15 protein-coding genes and 1 riboswitch are annotated in these 15,665 nt (G+C 61.1%); of the genes, 6 read left to right on the top strand and 9 right to left on the bottom strand.

Translation table 11 applies throughout. The annotated features are described in order from the left end of the window. Positions 1 to 4: 4 nt before the first annotated feature. The 5 genes from ABQ278_RS14960 to ABQ278_RS14940 all read right to left on the bottom strand — a co-directional run bounded on the left by ABQ278_RS14960 (position 5) and on the right by ABQ278_RS14940 (position 4,636). A complete protein-coding gene (locus tag ABQ278_RS14960) occupies positions 5 to 784 on the bottom strand; it encodes a GDSL-type esterase/lipase family protein (RefSeq protein WP_349320288.1) in 780 nt (259 codons plus the stop codon). Continuing rightward, the gene (locus ABQ278_RS14955) at positions 784 to 1,212 is read right to left on the bottom strand and encodes a GNAT family N-acetyltransferase (protein ID WP_349320287.1); all 429 of its coding nucleotides are present in this window, start codon (positions 1,210 to 1,212) and stop codon (positions 784 to 786) included. The genes ABQ278_RS14960 and ABQ278_RS14955 overlap by 1 nt, the downstream gene beginning before the upstream one ends. Beyond that, a complete protein-coding gene (locus ABQ278_RS14950) occupies positions 1,212 to 3,545 on the bottom strand; it encodes a glycoside hydrolase family 3 C-terminal domain-containing protein (RefSeq protein ID WP_349320286.1) in 2,334 nt (777 codons plus the stop codon). Before ABQ278_RS14950 ends, ABQ278_RS14955 begins: the two co-directional genes overlap by 1 nt. A gap of 157 nt (positions 3,546 to 3,702) precedes the next feature. Continuing rightward, a complete protein-coding gene (locus tag ABQ278_RS14945; RefSeq protein ID WP_349320285.1) occupies positions 3,703 to 4,269 on the bottom strand; it encodes a carbohydrate binding domain-containing protein in 567 nt (188 codons plus the stop codon). Between the two features lie 64 nt (positions 4,270 to 4,333). Further along, positions 4,334 to 4,636, bottom strand: a complete 303-nt coding sequence (locus ABQ278_RS14940; protein ID WP_349320284.1) for a 4Fe-4S binding protein — start codon at positions 4,634 to 4,636, stop codon at positions 4,334 to 4,336. A 129-nt stretch (positions 4,637 to 4,765) separates the two neighbouring features. On the opposite strand from ABQ278_RS14940, the gene ABQ278_RS14935 reads away from it, so the two are divergent. Next, on the top strand, positions 4,766 to 5,941 hold the full coding sequence (locus ABQ278_RS14935; RefSeq protein WP_349320283.1) for a hypothetical protein: 1,176 nt from the start codon (positions 4,766 to 4,768) through the stop codon (positions 5,939 to 5,941). 57 nt (positions 5,942 to 5,998) lie between these two features. Here ABQ278_RS14935 and ABQ278_RS14930 read toward each other — a convergent pair whose 3' ends face one another. Together ABQ278_RS14930 and ABQ278_RS14925 are read right to left on the bottom strand one after the other, a co-directional pair. Further along, on the bottom strand, positions 5,999 to 7,021 hold the full coding sequence (locus ABQ278_RS14930; protein ID WP_349320282.1) for a sodium:calcium antiporter: 1,023 nt from the start codon (positions 7,019 to 7,021) through the stop codon (positions 5,999 to 6,001). An 83-nt stretch (positions 7,022 to 7,104) separates the two neighbouring features. Continuing rightward, positions 7,105 to 7,225, bottom strand: a riboswitch (yybP-ykoY riboswitch). Between the two features lie 64 nt (positions 7,226 to 7,289). After that, entirely contained in the window at positions 7,290 to 8,156 is an 867-nt protein-coding gene (locus tag ABQ278_RS14925; RefSeq protein WP_349320281.1) for a 50S ribosomal protein L11 methyltransferase, read from the bottom strand. Between the two features lie 122 nt (positions 8,157 to 8,278). On the opposite strand from ABQ278_RS14925, the gene ABQ278_RS14920 reads away from it, so the two are divergent. Together ABQ278_RS14920 and ABQ278_RS14915 are read left to right on the top strand one after the other, a co-directional pair. Next, positions 8,279 to 9,085: a hypothetical protein gene (locus tag ABQ278_RS14920; protein ID WP_349320280.1), complete on the top strand. Its 807-nt coding sequence runs from the start codon at positions 8,279 to 8,281 to the stop codon at positions 9,083 to 9,085. Between the two features lie 111 nt (positions 9,086 to 9,196). Further along, entirely contained in the window at positions 9,197 to 11,047 is a 1,851-nt protein-coding gene (locus tag ABQ278_RS14915; RefSeq protein ID WP_349320279.1) for an ABC transporter ATP-binding protein, read from the top strand. Here ABQ278_RS14915 and ABQ278_RS14910 read toward each other — a convergent pair. After that, positions 11,044 to 11,403, bottom strand: a complete 360-nt coding sequence (locus tag ABQ278_RS14910; protein ID WP_349320278.1) for a hypothetical protein — start codon at positions 11,401 to 11,403, stop codon at positions 11,044 to 11,046. The two genes, ABQ278_RS14915 and ABQ278_RS14910, sit on opposite strands and share 4 nt — an antisense overlap. Before the next feature lie 459 nt (positions 11,404 to 11,862). Between ABQ278_RS14910 and fumC the strand changes: the two genes are divergently transcribed. The 3 genes from fumC to ABQ278_RS14895 all read left to right on the top strand — a co-directional run bounded on the left by fumC (position 11,863) and on the right by ABQ278_RS14895 (position 14,564). Further along, positions 11,863 to 13,260 (top strand): class II fumarate hydratase, encoded by a 1,398-nt coding sequence (gene fumC, locus ABQ278_RS14905; protein WP_349322177.1) that lies wholly within the window; start codon positions 11,863 to 11,865, stop codon positions 13,258 to 13,260. Positions 13,261 to 13,353: 93 nt separating this feature from the next. After that, on the top strand, positions 13,354 to 13,887 hold the full coding sequence (locus ABQ278_RS14900) for a hypothetical protein (RefSeq protein WP_349320277.1): 534 nt from the start codon (positions 13,354 to 13,356) through the stop codon (positions 13,885 to 13,887). Further along, a complete protein-coding gene (locus ABQ278_RS14895) occupies positions 13,884 to 14,564 on the top strand; it encodes a phytanoyl-CoA dioxygenase family protein (protein ID WP_349320276.1) in 681 nt (226 codons plus the stop codon). The genes ABQ278_RS14900 and ABQ278_RS14895 overlap by 4 nt, the downstream gene beginning before the upstream one ends. On the opposite strand, the gene ABQ278_RS14890 is transcribed toward ABQ278_RS14895, so the two are convergent. Continuing rightward, entirely contained in the window at positions 14,561 to 15,343 is a 783-nt protein-coding gene (locus ABQ278_RS14890; RefSeq protein WP_349320275.1) for an EAL domain-containing protein, read from the bottom strand. The genes ABQ278_RS14895 and ABQ278_RS14890 overlap by 4 nt on opposite strands. Positions 15,344 to 15,665: the final 322 nt, after the last annotated feature.

Genomic DNA, 15,665 nt, shown 5'->3' with positions numbered 1-15,665 from the left:
AGGTTCATTGCTTCAGCGCTCTCTCAATCGCGGCCTCGGCCAGTGGCGCCATGACGGCGTAGGCCGCGTCGTTCGGATGGATGCCGTCGGAGGTGTATTCCGCCTTCAGCAGCCCCTTGTCGTCGCGCAGCAACGGACCGTAATCGATCAGGCTATAGCCATGATCGGCGCAGAAGCCCGACAGCCACGCATTGAGCCAGGCGACGCGTTCCGGTCTGCGCTCCTCCAGCATGGTGGCGGCGTTGGGCGTATAGTTATTGACCGGAATCAGCAGGGTGAAGATCGGCTTGATGCCGTTGGCCTCGGCGATCTCGGCCATGGCGCGGTAATTGGCGGCGATCTGCGCCTCGGTCTCGACCTGCAAGGCGCCGTGGATATCGTTGATGCCGGCCAGGATCACCACGGCCTTCGGTTTGAGCGCCACCACATCGGCGTGGAAACGCACCAGCATCTGCGGGCTGACCTGTCCGCCGATGCCGCGATTGACGTAGGGCCTGCCGGGAAAGAACCTCGCCAGATTCCAGCGGTCGGTGATCGAATCGCCGATGAAAACCACGCGCTTTTCAGAAGGTGCCGGCGGCGGCAGGGCTGCGTTTTGTGCCGCATAGATATATTGCTCGCCGAAATCCTCCCCCATCTTGGCGACGATGCCCGCGCGATAAGGCCCAAGCCACGGACCCCAGTCTTTTTCCGCTGCTGGCTGGCGCGGCGGCGAACTCTGGTAGTCTTCCGCCAGAGCGGCCGGCGCGAAAAAGAGGGCCAAAATCACGATCAGGTAGCGCATCAGGTCGCCTTGTACATATCCGGAAAGTAGCGTTCCATCAGGGTTTCCGGCATCAGCGGGGCGTGGAAACCGAACTTAACATAGAGCGCATGTTTGTCACGCGTCGCCAGCGTGAAACGGCGCAGGCCCTGCAGGTCCGAATGCGCGAACACCGCTTCCAGCAGACGCGTGGCGTAGCCGTTACCGCGATACTCCGGCACCACGAAGACATCGACCAGATTGGCGAAGGTGGCGTAATCGGTGATGACGCGGGCAAAGGCGATCTGCTCGCCTTCGAGATGGCCGGCAAAGCAAAGGGCATTCCGCATCGCCCTGTCGAACAGGTCGCGCGGAATGCCCTCGGCCCAATTGGACTCTCCGTTGAGGAAACGATAGACCGCGTCGAAATCGATCCGCGCCTTGTCTGTCGTGACCTCAAACCTGAGCACTATTCGCCTTTGACGTTCAGCGTTTGCGCGTCGAGGCGCACGGTAACGGTCTGGACAATCTCGGTGGCGGAGGTCGCCAGCATCACCTTGTAGTCGCCGGCGGCAACCGTCCAGGTCTTGCTGGCGGAGTCGTAGGTCGCCAGCAGGCGCGGATCGACCGTGACCGAAACCGACTGGCTTTGGCCAGGCGCGACCTCGACCTTCTTGAAGGCGCCAAGACGCTTGGGCGCCTCCCAGCCGTTGCCGGACACATAGACCTGCGCCACTTCCTTGCCAGCGGTCGTGCCGGTGTTCTTCACCGAGAAGCTGGCTTTCAGGCCTTTGCCTTCGGGGGCTGCGGTTAGACCCGACAGGGCGAAGGTGGTATAGGAAAGGCCGTGGCCGAAGGCGAAGAGCGGCTTATAGCCCTTCTTGTCGAACCACTTGTACCCGATGGCGGCGCCTTCGATGTTGTAATTGCCCATCGGATGCGAATCCTGATCGAGCTTGGGATCGCCTTCCAGAACCGGGCGCGGGGTCTGGTCGAGCGAGGCCGGGAAGGTGGCCGGCAGGTGGCCGGACGGATTGACCTCGCCGGTCAGGACGCGGGCGATGGCCTCGCCGCCGGACGTGCCGGGATACCAGGCCTCGACCACGGCGCCGACCTTGGCCAGCCAGGGCATGACCACCGGGCCGCCGGTTTGCAACACCACGACGGTCTTTTTGTTGGCCTTGGCGACGGCCGCGATCAGGGCGTCCTGATTGTTGGGCAGGTTAAGATCGGGGGCGTCGATCGATTCGCCCGTCCATTGCTCACCAAAGACGATGACGACATCGGCCTTCTTCGCGGCGGCGGCGGCGGCTTTCACGTCCTTGCCGTCGAGATAGCTGACGGTGGCGGCGGTGTGGGCCTGAAGGCCCTTCATCGGCGACGACGGATACCAGACCTTCGGACCGGGGAAACCCTTGCCAAATTCATCGGCCACCGGCGAACCGCCGACCGGATAGACCTGCGAGGAACCGCCGCCCGACAGGACGCCGACATCGGCATGGGCGCCGACGATCAGAATCGATTTGGCCGTCTTGCTGAGCGGCAACAGGCCCGGCGTGTTTTTCAGCAGGACGATCGCTTCCTCGGCGTCGGTCTGGCTGATCTTGCCGTTCTTGACGAAGTCGATCGTGCCCGACTGGTCGCCCTTGACCGGGTTGTCGAACAGGCCGACCTCGAACATGGCCCACAGGATGCGCTTCGCCATATCGTTGGCGCGCGCTTCGGAGACGTAGCCGCCGTTGACGGCTTCGCGCAGCGCCCCTTCGAAATAGTTGGAGCGGTCGAAGGCCCAGCCCGATTGCTGGTCAAGACCGTGATTGGCGGCGGGGATGGTCGAGTGGGTGGCGCCCCAGTCCGACATGACATAGCCCTTGAAGCCCCAGTCGGTCTTCAGAACCTGATTGAGCAGCCAGTCGTTTTCGCAGGCATAGAAGCCATTGACGCGGTTATAGGCACACATCACCGAACCGGGCTGGCCGATTTCATTGGCGATCTGGAAGGCGAGCAGGTCGGATTCCCGTGCCGCCTTGTCCTCAATCTGGTGATCCATAGTGAAGCGGTTGGTTTCCTGACCGTTGAAGGCGAAGTGCTTCATGGTCGAGATGACGTTCTGCGACTGGATGCCCTTGATTTCGTTGCCGGTGATGACGCCGGACAGCAGCGGGTCTTCGCCGCCATATTCGAAATTGCGGCCGTTGCGGGCTTCGCGCAGCAGGTTCATGCCGCCGGCGAGTTGGACGTTAAAGCCCGACAGAAAGGACTCGTTGCCGATCATGGCGCCGCCGGCGAAGGCCGTTTCAGGGCTCCAGGTGGCGGCGGTGGCGATGCCGGAGGGCAGGGCGGTGCGGCCACGCGGAAACTCAGCCGTTACGCTTTCCTTAGGCACGGTCTGGGTGGCGACGCCAACGCCGGCATCGCTCTGCCACTGGTTCGGGATACCGAGGCGCGGGATGCCGGGCACGAAACCGGCCGAGAAGGGCCGGCCGTCCTTCGGATAGACGTAATTCTTGAGGGGGGTGATCTGCCACTTGTTGTCGGTCGAGAAGTAACCGAAGGTCAGTTGCAGCTTTTCGGCCAGCGTCATTTCCTTGAGGATCAGGTCGGCGCGGGCTTCGGCGCTGAGCTTGGTGTTCATCCAGGGCTGGTCGGTCGGCACGTCGGTCTTGGCCGCGGCGGCGCCGGGGGCGTTGTTCGTGAGTTGGGCGTTCGCGGCAACAGGAACAAGCGCTGTAAGCGCGATAAGCGCACCGGCAAGCGCCGTGGTGGTCGCCAGTTTTCCGAGCAGGGGGCGTGAGGCTGTCATAGGTGTATCTCCCGAGTGTTTACATTGCACATGGGCACCTTTTTTTGGCGCCGCTGGTTATTGCGATCGAAATCGTACTGGCGCGGCTGTTATAGCCGAAAAGTGCCTTGCCCCAAGCGAAAAATCACTTTGAGATGCGAAGCTAAGCTTTGCCGCATCAGGGAATATTATGGGGCAGGTACTTCGGATTGTAGCCCGGGCCATAGTTCAGCAGGAAGACGGGGCCGAGCGCCACGGTCTGGGCACCGGTCGCCAGTTGCACGCTGGCGCCGAGTGTGCCGGCCGCGTAATCCTGATCGGCAGGACCGCTGACGTAATAGAGTTTCCAGTCCGCTGTGATCGTCAGGTTTTCCATGCCGATCCGGGTGTAGGGCGCGCTGGTCTGCTGCAGGACGGCGGGGACGTTGACGGTTTGCGGTGTGACGGCGCGCGCCCAGAAGGCCAGCAGGATGACATCGCCCTTCTTGACCGCTTTCGAGGTGGTGACGCCTGCCTGGATATCCCACGGATTGAGCGCTGCGCCGGCCGAGGTGACCTGGAAGGCTGCGCCGCCATTGACGCCGTTGTCCTTGACCAGTTCGTGCTTTTCGCCGGTGCCATACACGCCCCATTGATCCGCGGCCGGATGATTGATCGCCTTGCCGATGACGTCGACAGAGGCCTGAGCGGCGGGTGCGAGCAGGCTGAAGGATGCGATCAGGACAGCCGTAATGTAGCGTTTCATGGTGCGTCTCCCGTTTTATTTTAGCGCTACCACTGACCAAAGGGCAGGCTCGCGTCAAGCGTGATTATCGCCGCACCAGCGTGATCGCTTTTTCCGGACAGGCCGAGACGCACAGGCCGCAGGCGCGACAGGCCTCGGCATTGACCGCGAAGGCCTGTTTCCAGCCGTGCACAAAGCCCTTGATCTTCGCCAGTGTGCCAAGGTCTTTACGGCTTTCCGGCGGCAGGATATCCAGTTCAAACACGTCATACGGGCAGATAACGACGCAATCGGCCTTGCCTTCGCAGCGGCCACGGTCGATCTCCGGTGTGAATATACCCGGTTCCTGCTTGCAGCCCGAAGTGGTTTTTTGTGACGCGCTATCCATTTTACGAAGGGTCTTTATAGGAAATTTATACGCCTTTAACGCTTTGCAACTAGGGTAAATAGCATCATACCCCAGCGTCTCAGGCAGAAGCCACAGCTATCGGGTTATTCGGACAGAAAGTCTATTTTTATGAACGCGCGTGCTGCATCCCACAGCAAAACCAACAACCAGAGTGCGCGTGAAGTCCGCAATCTGGTCAATCTTGGCGAAACGGCCTCGACCAGCCGTGTGCTGAACCTGTCGCAGATTTTTACCGTCAGCGGCCGCACCGATGGCTATCGCGCCCAGCCCTTCTTCAAGCATTCGCAGCTCAACAAGGCGCTGGTGATCAAGCATACCCTGCGCGCCGGCGAGCGGGGACTGTTCGCCAGCCCGCGCCGCACCGCCACCAAGCTCATCCTGCCGTTTGATCCCGCCGACCTGCGCCTGGGCGGCCGGTCGATCTTCGTCAACCAAAGCGGCTACATGTCGTTCGTGAAGTCCTTCTTCAACAGCCCCGACATGGCCACCAACACCGATCTGCAACTGTTGCAGCACATCGATAATATCCCCTCGCTCGATCCTTTTCTGGTGCGCGAACATCTTTCGCGTTTCGGCTTCCGTCCCGATCCGTGCTACCTGAAAATCTCGCCGCACGACCTGAAGGAAATGGTCGGTTTCGCCAACGAAGAAATCGAGCGCCTGGTCATGACGGCCTTTGGCGCCGGCATGGAGGCCGCGGCCATGCGCCTGACCTCCAAAATCCTCGCCAACAATCTCGACAGCGATCTCGAACCGCTCAAGCAGACCTTCCGCATGAGCGACGAGGACTTCAACGAAGGCATGTTCTCGTGGCGCGGCTTCCTCTATTTCAAATGGCGGCAGGTCCAGCTTCAGGACGAAATCCGTCAGGTGGTCGAGGGGCTGAAAAGCTATCGCACCATCGGTCCGGCCGACGCCGGCACGCGCGAGTATCTGGAGGAGGCGCGGCCACGTCTCGCCAAGAAGATCATGACAGCGATTGTTGCCACGCGCAAAACCCTGCGCATCTATGACGACGCCTATCAGGCCCTGACACAAGGTTCCGACCCCGTGCCCTTCCGCAAGTTCCTGCTCAATGGCCCGTCGATGTTCTTCGATCTGGGCGAGTGCATCGGAATCCTCAGCCATATCGGTTCGTTCTGGACCTACCGCATGGGCGCCAGGATGGCGCATGCCCGCGTGACGCCGGCGGAATTTGCCGATATCCTCGTCGATTTCGAGGACAGCTTGCTCAATGTCGAGGTGGCGACGCCGCAGCCCGCCGTCTCGGCGACCTTACTGTAGTAAGGCCTTTCGTTCCCCTCCCCCATGACCGGGGAGGAGGGGCAACATAGGCTGGCTCTAAGGCAGGCCCAGCGTCTTGCCGAACAGCAGATAGCCGGCGAACAGGCCATAGAGCAAAGCGATGGCGGCCAGGGCACGGCTGTCGACCTTGCCCTTGCGGAACATCAGCCACAGCACAACGATGGTCAGGCCGGTGACGAGCCCCGATACCAGCAGAGGCCCATCGAAGCGCCATGGCGTGAAGAAGATGCCGAGCGCGCTGGGGATGGTGGCCTGGATCATCATGGCGCCGGATATATTGGCCAGGGCCAGCCGTTCCTTGCCCTGACGCACCCAGATGATGGCGTTCATGATTTCCGGCAGTTCGGTGGCGACCGGGCTGAGCAGAAGGGCGGCCAGATGGGGCGCCATGCCCATGGCCTCACCGATAGCCTCCACCTGAGCGACGAAGATATGCGAGGCAAAGGCAATGACGCCGAGCGCCAGTGTGGCCTGCAGGCTGGCCCACATCAGGCTCGGATTACCGGGGCGGATTTTCAGCGGCTCCAGGTCTTCCTCTTCCTCGCTGGTTTCTGCGGTGGTGATTTCGCGCCAGACATAGAGGGCGTAGGCGGCAAGGAACAGGACGCCCAGCCAGGGCTTGAAGGTGAAGGCCACGAGGCCCAGCGTCACCTTGACGACGAAGATGGCGAGAAAGCTCAACTGGTCGCGGCCAAGGCGCCGGGCGTCGATCGTCACCTCGTGCGAGATGCGGGCGGCCGCGGCCTGGCTGCGTTTGCGACGGTTGAGCCATAGCGCCAGCCCGACCACGCCATAGGCGAGGGTGGCCAGCACCAGCGGTCCGCCCATGGCGGCGCCAACGCCGATATCCTTCTGCGCGGCGGTTTTACCGAAGACGACGGCGGTGAAGGTGACGGCGCTTTCCGGGAGGGCGGTGCCGAAGGCGGCCAGCACGGAACCTACGGCGGTGGCGCCGAGGTTCATGCGTTTGCCGAACCATTCGATACTGTTGACGAAAAATTCGCACGCCAGATAGATGGCGATGGCCGAGCCAAGGAAGAGGGCGAGGGTCAGGAGCATAAAGTCACGGTGAGCCGGGCAAGCAGGACAAAAAAACCAATGGCAATGGTACGGCTTGCCCGGCAAAGGCAATTCGCAACATGGCCAAAGGTCTCGCCTGACGAAGTTTGGAACTTCGGTGATCACACCATGGAGCGGCGCTCCAATTATGTTGACGTGATCCCTTCGCGAAGGCGAAGGCGGCTACTCCCCAATGACAACACGCGCCTTATGGCGGATTTCCCGCCATTTGGAAAGTGGTTTTTGTGCGGGTGCAGCATAGCCGCCGTCAGACCTTCTGCATCACCAGGGTGCACCAGGCGTCGCGGTGGATATGGCGGATAAAGCGGAAGCCCTTGCTGAGATAGGCGGCCTTGACGAAACGCTCCTGCGTGCGCAGGAGGCCCGACAGGATGACGAGGCCGCCCGGCTTGAGCGCGCCACGGATCGGCATGGACAGGCTGACGAGGGGGCGCGCCAGAATATTGGCGAAGACCAGATCATAGGGCGCGTCCTGACGGACAAGGCGGTGATCGAGGCCATTGGCGTAAACGAAGCGGGCGTTACACTTGTTGAGGGCCGCGTTCTCGTTGGAAATGCGCACGCTGTTGGCGTCGATATCGGTGCCGACGGCGGTTTTCGTGCCGGTTTTGGCGGCGGCGATGGCCAGCACGCCGGTGCCGGCGCCGACATCGAGCACGCGCTTGAAGCCGCGCTTTTTCAGCAAATCGCTGTAGGCCTGCAGGCAGCCGACCGTGGTGCCGTGGTGGCCGGTGCCGAAGGCGGCGCCGGCTTCGATGCGCAGATTGACCGTGTTATGAGGTTTTTTGCCGCCGTCATGGATGCCGTAGACGAAAAAGCGACCAGCGCGCACCGGCGGTAGGCCCGACAGCGCCATGGCCAGCCAGTCGGCGTCAGCCAGTTGCTCGGCGGTGACGACGAGTTGCGGGAAATTGGCCAGAACCTCTTGAAGACGCGTGCTTTCTTCCTCGGTGGTCGGGAAGGCATCGATGCGCCAGACGTCGCGGTCTTCGTCTTCTTCGAGAATAGAATAGGTCGCGCCTTCGAGCAGAAGATCGCCATCGATGGCATCGGCAGCCGATTCTGAGATTAAGCGCGGGCCACGGGCTATGATTTGCTGCGGGTTATAGGTCATATTACTCTGCGATAAGAAATGATTCGGCTTGATTTGATTTGATCGACCGATTCGGGTAACTTCATTTTCAAGGCGGACATCCGGGGATGTCGCTACTTGATCGGGGCATTTAAGGACAGACGATGGCGAGAGCTACCACAAAATCAACAACGGGCGAAAATAAAGAGATCGCGGCAGACGCCGGAGTGAAGAAAACTCTGGCGCGCAAGGCACCGGTCCAGGCTTCTGGGGCCGCCGCTGAAAAGGCTGTCTCTGCTGCAAAGCCGGCCGTCAAGAAGGTGGCTACGGCTGTGAAAGCCGCCCCTGCCAAGGCCGCTGCCGCGACGAAGACCGCAGCCACCAAGACAGCGGCTGCCGTGAAGGCCGCGCCGAAGAAGGCCGCCGCCGCCACCAAGTCGCTGGTCGCCGATGTGAAGAAGCCGGTCGTTGCTCAGGCCAAGAAGGTCGAGAAAAAGGCTGAAGACGCCGTCAAGACCGTGAAAAAGGCCGCCGCTGCCGCCACGACGAAGGCCACCAAGGCCGTTGCCGCCGCGCCGGCCCCCGCCGCCAAGAAGCCTGCCGCCAAGAAGCCCGCCGCCAGCAAGGCCGTCACCGAAGCCAAGGCCAAGGTCGCCAAGGCGGTCGAAACCGTGAAGGCAGCCGCCTATGAGGCCAAGGCTGACGTCGCCGAAAAGGTGGCCGATATCAAGGCCGCCGCCGAGCCGGTGATCAAGGAAGCCGCCGCCAAGGCCGAGGCCGCCGTGGACGCTGCCGTGGATAAGATTGACGACGCCGTGAAGGCTGCCAAGCCGGCCATCGACGATCTCGCCAGGAAGGCCGACGACGTAGCTGCCGGTGTGACCGAAAAGGCCAGCGACTTCATGGCCAGCACCGCGAAAGCCGCCAAGAAGAAGCCCGGTTTCTGGGCCCGTCTCTTCGGCGCCAAGTAAGGTTCGCAGGGACACCAGGGTCGCGGACCCTGGACCCGTAAGTTTGAAGTTGCCCCGTCGGATCAGTCCGGCGGGGTTTCTTTTTGCCGGTTGAAGGGGCATATGCAGCCCATGTCCTTGATGAACGCCCTCTATAGCCGCTTTGAACGGATGATCGATCCGTTCGATCCTCACGAAGACGGTCCGCCGCCGGATAAGCTGCTGCCTTTTTTCTGGCAGTATCTGAAACAGGCGTGGCCTTCGTTCGTGGCCATCCTGATCGCCGGCTTTCTCTTCACCATCACCGAGGTGGCGGTGTTCCGCTACATGGCGGATATCGTAGATTACCTGACGCACACGCAGCCTGCCGATCTGTGGCGGACGCATGGCGCCGATTTCATCCGCATGGGGCTGATCCTCGGCATCGCCTGGCCGCTGATCGGTCTGGTCCATTCTTTGTTTCTGCGTCAGGCCATCACCAGCAACTTCCCCAACCTGATCCGCTGGCAATCGCACCGCCATGTCGTGCGTCAGTCGATCGGCTTCTTCACCAACGACTATGCCGGTCGTGTCGCCTCCAAGGTGGTCGAAACCGCCTCGGCCGTGCGCAACACCCTGACGACCCTGTGCGACACCATGCTCTATGTCGTCATCTATTTCGGCAGCGCCATCGTGCTGTTCTTCGAGGCTGATTACCGGCTGGTGATCCCGCTCGTGGTCTGGAGCATTGCGTATGGCCTGGTCTGTACGTTCTTTGTGCCGAAGCTGGGCCAGGCTGCCAGCGAGGGCGCGGAGGCGCGTTCGGCGCTGGTGGGGCGAATCGTTGACACCTACACCAATATCCAGACGGTCAAGCTCTTCGCCGGCACGCGCCACGAGGACGACTATGTCCGCGAAGGCCTGCTCAACAACAGCCGCAAATGGCAGGTGCAGGAGCGCCTGATCACCGGGCTCGATACCGCCACCAGCTTCCTCAATTCCATCCTGCTGCTGGTTATGGCGGGACTGGCGATCTGGCTGTGGAGCCAGGGGCAGATCACGGTCGGCGCCATTGCGCTGGTCGGTGCCCTGACCCAGCGCCTGATCAGCATGTCGAACTGGGTGATGTTTCAGGTGACCAGCCTATTCGAGAATATCGGCTCGGTGCAGAACGGTATCGAGACCATTTCGCGCCCGCATACGGTGGTGGATGCAGCCGAAGCGCCGCCGCTTGATATCCGCCGCGGCGAGGTCCGTTTCGAGCATGTCGGTTTCGGCTATGGCGGTGGCGCGGCGGCAATTTCCGATTTCGACCTGACCATCGCAGCCGGCGAAAAGATCGGACTGGTCGGGCCATCCGGCGCCGGCAAGTCGACCCTCGTCAACCTGTTCCTGCGGCTTTACGACCTTACCGGCGGACGTATCCTGATCGATGGTCAGGATATTGCCGGCGTCAGTCAGGAAAGTTTACGCGCCCATATCGCCATGGTGACGCAGGATACCTCGCTGCTGCATCGCTCGATCCGCGACAACATCGCCTATGGCTCACCGGGCGCCACGCAGGCCGAGATCGACCGCGCCGCCGAGCGTGCCCATGCGGCGGGCTTTATTCCTGCTCTGACCGATAGTCAGGGACGCGCCGGTTATGACGCCCATGTCGGCGAGCGCGGGGTCAAGCTCTCCGGTGGCCAGCGCCAGCGCATCGCCATTGCGCGGGTGTTGCTGAAGAACGCGCCGATCCTGGTGCTCGATGAGGCGACCTCGGCGCTCGATTCCGAGGTTGAGGCGGCGATTCAGGAAAGCCTGCTCGAACTGATGACCGGCAAGACGGTTATCGCCATCGCACACCGGCTTTCGACCATCGCCCGCATGGACCGTCTGGTGGTGGTTGATGGCGGTCGCATTATCGAGACCGGCACACATGAGGCGCTGATTGCGGCTGGCGGTCTCTATGCGCGGCTTTGGGCGCGGCAGACCGGTGGTTTTCTGGCGGAGGCGGTTTAGTCGTAGGTTTCGGGTAGCGTCAGGACTTCGGCGAACGCGACAAGCCTCCCGCCTTCCTGAATGCGCCATCGGCGCCCGAGTGTAAGCAGATCCTTGAGGCCTTTTGCACCAAAGAACCGGACATCGATGTCGTAGCTTTCCCCCGGCATGAGATTGCGTTTAGCGGGATCTTCGATCTGTCCGATGTAAAAACTGCGATTGTCCGCATCGCCGAAGTTATGATTTGGCCTGTATTTGTATTCAGTGAAGATAGGGCCGGAACGTCCGCCTTCGGATATAGACAAGAGTTCCAACCGCGCCTTTATGATCAGGCCCAATTCATTCGGATCCATATTGTCAGAAAAAATGAATGCCATAGGTAAGGTCTCCAGCCGGACGGCACACCAGATTGTAACGAGATATAAGCTAAAGTCATCTTTGTTTCACCAGCACATCTCTTATACCTCCCTGGCTATGCCGGGGAGGTGGACCGCGCCTGAAAGGCGTGGTGGTGGGGTTTCTTACTTAAGTAAGACAGATACCCCACCACCACATCTCACCGCTTCGCGGCGCGTGCGGTCCCCCTCCCCACGAAAGGTGGGGAGGTATAAGAAAGAAAATCTCGGCTCTTCCCGCATAAATTCATTGCGCTTTAAGTCCTGTGGACATAACGGATAGGCGCAAGTTTTTACAGTAAGGAGGGCGTTATGGGCCTGTTAGACTGGCTGTCCGGATCGAAGAAGAAACGTCGCATCACGGCGACGGATTTCACCGTCCAGCCCCAAGCGCCTTTAGCCGGCCCTGCCGATCCGACACCTCCAACGGAGACACCGAAAATGACCAAACCGACTTTCCGCAGCGAAACCGATACCTTTGGCCCCATCGAGGTCGATAACTCAAAGTACTGGGGCGCGCAGGCCCAGCGCTCGCTCGGTAATTTCAAGATCGGCTGGGAAAAGCAGCCCCTGCCGATCGTACGTGCGCTCGGCATCGTCAAGCGCGCCGCCGCCGAAACCAATATGGCGCTCGGCAAGCTCGATCCCGCCATCGGCAAGGCCATCATCACCGCCGCCAACGAGGTCATGGAAGGCAAGCTCGACGAGCACTTCCCGCTGGTCGTCTGGCAGACCGGTTCCGGCACGCAATCGAACATGAACGCCAACGAGGTGATCTCGAACCGCGCCATCGAGATTCTGGGCGGCGAGATGGGCTCGAAAAAGCCCGTCCACCCCAATGACCACGTCAACATGTCGCAATCCTCGAACGACACCTATCCGACCGCCATGCACGTCGCCTGCGCCGAGGAAATCGTTCACCGCCTGCTGCCGGCCCTGCAAACGCTTCGTAATGCTTTGAACGACAAGGCCGAAGCGTGGAAGGACATCATCAAGATCGGCCGCACCCACACGCAGGACGCCACCCCCCTGACGCTCGGTCAGGAGTTTGGCGGCTACACCCAGCAACTGACCAACGGCATCGACCGCATCCAGCAGACCCTGCCGAAGCTGATGCAACTGGCGCAGGGCGGCACCGCCGTCGGCACCGGCCTCAACGCCCCGATCGGTTTCGCCGAGGGCGTGGCTGAAAAGATCGCCGCTATCACGGGCATGGGCTTCACCACGGCGCCGAACAAGTTCGAAGCCCTGGCCGCGCATGACGCCATGGTCTTCAGCCACGGCGCCATCAATACGGTGGCCGCCTCGCTGTTCAAGATCGCCAACGATATCCGCTTCCTAGGCTCCGGCCCGCGTTCGGGTCTGGGCGAACTGGCCCTGCCGGAAAACGAGCCGGGCTCGTCGATCATGCCGGGCAAGGTCAACCCGACCCAGTGCGAGGCGATGACGCAGGTCTGCGTGCAGATCTTCGGCAACAATGCTGCGCTGACCTTCGCCGGTTCGCAAGGCCACTTCGAACTGAACGTCTTCAACCCGGTCATGGCCTACAACTTCCTGCAAAGCGTGCGACTGATGGCCGATGCGGCGGTTTCCTTCACCGACAACTGCGTGGTGGGCATCGAGCCGCGCCTCGACAACATCAAGCGCGGTCTGGAAAACTCGCTCATGCTGGTGACGGCGCTCAATGGCCGCCTGGGCTATGACGCCTGCGCCAAGATCGCCAAGACGGCCCACAAGAACGGCACCACCCTGCGCGAAGAAGCTGTGGGTGGCGGTTACTTGACCAATGAGGAGTTCGACCAGTTTGTCCGTCCGGAAAATATGGTTTCGCCGGGTTAATCTGGCTTATTCTACCGAATGATAGAGGCGCAGGGGCTGGTCACCTGCGCCTTTTTCGTGCCTTATGGGCGAGGTCCGGGCAAATGAGAGATAATGATGAAACGACGGATACTGCTGTTCGCCATAACCACCGCTTTGGCCAGCCCCGCCTTTGGGCAGGACGAAGACGATTTCGACCCGTCGACGGTCCGTATCGCCGACCTGATCGAATGCAAGGCCGATGTGCCCACCTATAACGGCGTGGCCTTCTGGATGAATTCCGACGAGGCGCCGGAGCATCCGCTTGGCATGACCATGGTCGAGTCCGGCAATCCGTTCGTGAGCCAATATGAGCTGGACGCACCGATCGAGGTGTTTGGGTACACGACGCAGATCGTCGTCTTCACCAATTCAGGGCCTATGGCGGTGCTGGATACGCCCGATGCGGCGGCGGTGGCCAAGGCGCTGGAGATCAAGCCCGCCTATGTGACCGAGGCTAAGTTCATGGGCGAGCGCATCATCTCGGAAACCGAGGAGAGCGAAGGCGACTTCAAGTGGAAGACCAAGATTAGCCTGAATGTTTCCAATGTCGACTCCCATCCCGGCAAGACCCTGGCGGGGTGCAGCTACGGGATTGATATGGAGTGACAGACGGAGAGAATGTCGTTTTTTCAGCTGGCGGCGCGGCCCTCTATCCTGCGATATTGGCACCGGAAGAGGTTCAGGACTTGGCCGGGCGAATGGAAGCCCTGATTTCGGGACGTCCTGGCAAGCGTCTGGTAGGCATGGAATGGGATGGCCTGGTTGATGCAGAGGGTCGGATCGGCAGGATCGCTGCAGGCCTTATAGGCATGCAGGCCAAACCGGTGCGCGTCGCGGTCCTCGATAAGACGGTGGAAGCGAATTGGAGCGTGGCCTGGCATCAGGATCGCACCATTGCCCTGCGCGAACGCATAGAGACTGACGGTTTTGGGCCTTGGTCAACCAAGGACGGCATCTGTCATGTCGCTCCGCCCGTATCGTTGTTGGCCGGTATGGTGACCCTGCGCGTGCATCTTGACGACTGCCCTGCCGATAACGCGCCGCTGAAAGTCGCCTTGGGATCGCACGTGCTGGGGTTTGTCGCGGCGGATCGGGCGGCTCGGGTAGCCGAGGCACATCCTATACTTTCCTGTCTGGCCGAGGCCGGTGATATATGGGCCTATTCCACCCTGATCCTGCATGCCTCGGAGCGCGCGCAAAAGGCGGGTCGACGGCGGGTGCTACAGGTCGATTACGCGGCAGAGGATTTGCCGGGCAACCTTGAATGGCGCGGACTGGATTAAGCGCGCAGGACTTGTGTGGCAGGGCGGATCGCAAAGCCCGCGACCGTCGGTAAGGCCTCGACCTGTGGTCTGGCGAAATAATAGCCCTGAAACAGCGATATACCGGCGGCGCGCAAGGTGGTCAGTTCGGCCTCGGATTCGATCCCTTCGGCGATGACCTGAATATCGAGCGCCCGAGCGATCGACATGATGCCGGCCACGATCGCCTGACGCACGCAGTCGGTATGGATATCGCGGATCAGGTCCATGTCGATCTTGATCAGGTCGGTCTGGAGATTGGCCAGAAGGTTCAGGCCGGCATAGCCGGAGCCAAAATCATCAAGCGCCGTCATGAAACCCTGGCGTTTGTATTCGGCGACGATGTTCGAGATATGGGCCGTGTCGGTAAAATGCTCCTGCTCGGTAAATTCGAACATCAGGCGCTTGGGGTTGAGCCCGACGCGGGCGGCGGCGCTTAAGGAGGCGCGGATACAGGCCGCCGGTTCATAGACGGCATTGGGCAGGAAATTGATCGACAGGCGCGAGTCGTCATGCGGGGAGAGCTGACCGAACAGTTCGATGGCGCGCACACGGCACGCCTGATCGAACCTGTACCTCATCTCCGGCGTGACCTGATCCAGCACCGTGCCGGCGCCTTGCCCTTCCGGCCCGCGCACCAGCGCTTCATACCCCCACATACGGCCTTCGCTGGTGTCAAGGATCGGCTGGAAAGCCATGGTGAAGGCGAAGGGGAGGTTGGCGCCGTCACGGCATCCCTGACAGGACAGTTTGGGGTTCATGAACGCATACTCCGGGGGATCTGGTCTGAAACCCTATCCCAAAAAACTCAAGGTTGCGTTAAGGCAAAGAAATAGGCGCGGGAGCTGGCTCTCCGCGCCTTATTTTATGCGTAGATAAAGAAGGTGCCTAGAGGTGGCCGAGGCTCAGCAGGGCGAAGGCCATAAAGGCGGTGAAGGCGGCCAGGGCCGAAACGGTGGAGATCGAGAAAGTCATAGTCGTGGACCTTGTGGAATGAGGGTGTTGCGGCTTACAGGCCGACAGTGAACAGCGAGGCCAGCATGAACAGGGTCAGAGCGGCGAGGGCGGTTACGGTGGCGATAG

It is taken from the genome of Asticcacaulis sp. MM231 (genome assembly GCF_964186625.1).
Lineage (GTDB): Bacteria > Pseudomonadota > Alphaproteobacteria > Caulobacterales > Caulobacteraceae > Asticcacaulis.
Note: the sequence above shows the minus strand (reverse complement) of the source record. Positions and strands in the feature narration are given on the sequence as shown.

Bases quoted from the DNA above. Each gene is read 5' to 3' on its own strand.
- ABQ278_RS14960 (WP_349320288.1), bottom strand. From the start codon at position 784: ATGCGCTACCTGATCGTGATTTTGGCCCTCTTTTTCGCGCCGGCCGCT.
- fumC (WP_349322177.1), top strand. From the start codon at position 11,863: ATGACCAAACCGACTTTCCGCAGCGAAACCGATACCTTTGGCCCCATC.
- ABQ278_RS14945 (WP_349320285.1), bottom strand. From the start codon at position 4,269: ATGAAACGCTACATTACGGCTGTCCTGATCGCATCCTTCAGCCTGCTC.
- ABQ278_RS14935 (WP_349320283.1), top strand. From the start codon at position 4,766: ATGAACGCGCGTGCTGCATCCCACAGCAAAACCAACAACCAGAGTGCG.
- ABQ278_RS14940 (WP_349320284.1), bottom strand. From the start codon at position 4,636: ATGGATAGCGCGTCACAAAAAACCACTTCGGGCTGCAAGCAGGAACCG.
- ABQ278_RS14915 (WP_349320279.1), top strand. From the start codon at position 9,197: ATGTCCTTGATGAACGCCCTCTATAGCCGCTTTGAACGGATGATCGAT.
- ABQ278_RS14925 (WP_349320281.1), bottom strand. From the start codon at position 8,156: ATGACCTATAACCCGCAGCAAATCATAGCCCGTGGCCCGCGCTTAATC.
- ABQ278_RS14930 (WP_349320282.1), bottom strand. From the start codon at position 7,021: ATGCTCCTGACCCTCGCCCTCTTCCTTGGCTCGGCCATCGCCATCTAT.
- ABQ278_RS14900 (WP_349320277.1), top strand. From the start codon at position 13,354: ATGATGAAACGACGGATACTGCTGTTCGCCATAACCACCGCTTTGGCC.
- ABQ278_RS14890 (WP_349320275.1), bottom strand. From the start codon at position 15,343: ATGAACCCCAAACTGTCCTGTCAGGGATGCCGTGACGGCGCCAACCTC.
- ABQ278_RS14920 (WP_349320280.1), top strand. From the start codon at position 8,279: ATGGCGAGAGCTACCACAAAATCAACAACGGGCGAAAATAAAGAGATC.
- ABQ278_RS14910 (WP_349320278.1), bottom strand. From the start codon at position 11,403: ATGGCATTCATTTTTTCTGACAATATGGATCCGAATGAATTGGGCCTG.
- ABQ278_RS14950 (WP_349320286.1), bottom strand. From the start codon at position 3,545: ATGACAGCCTCACGCCCCCTGCTCGGAAAACTGGCGACCACCACGGCG.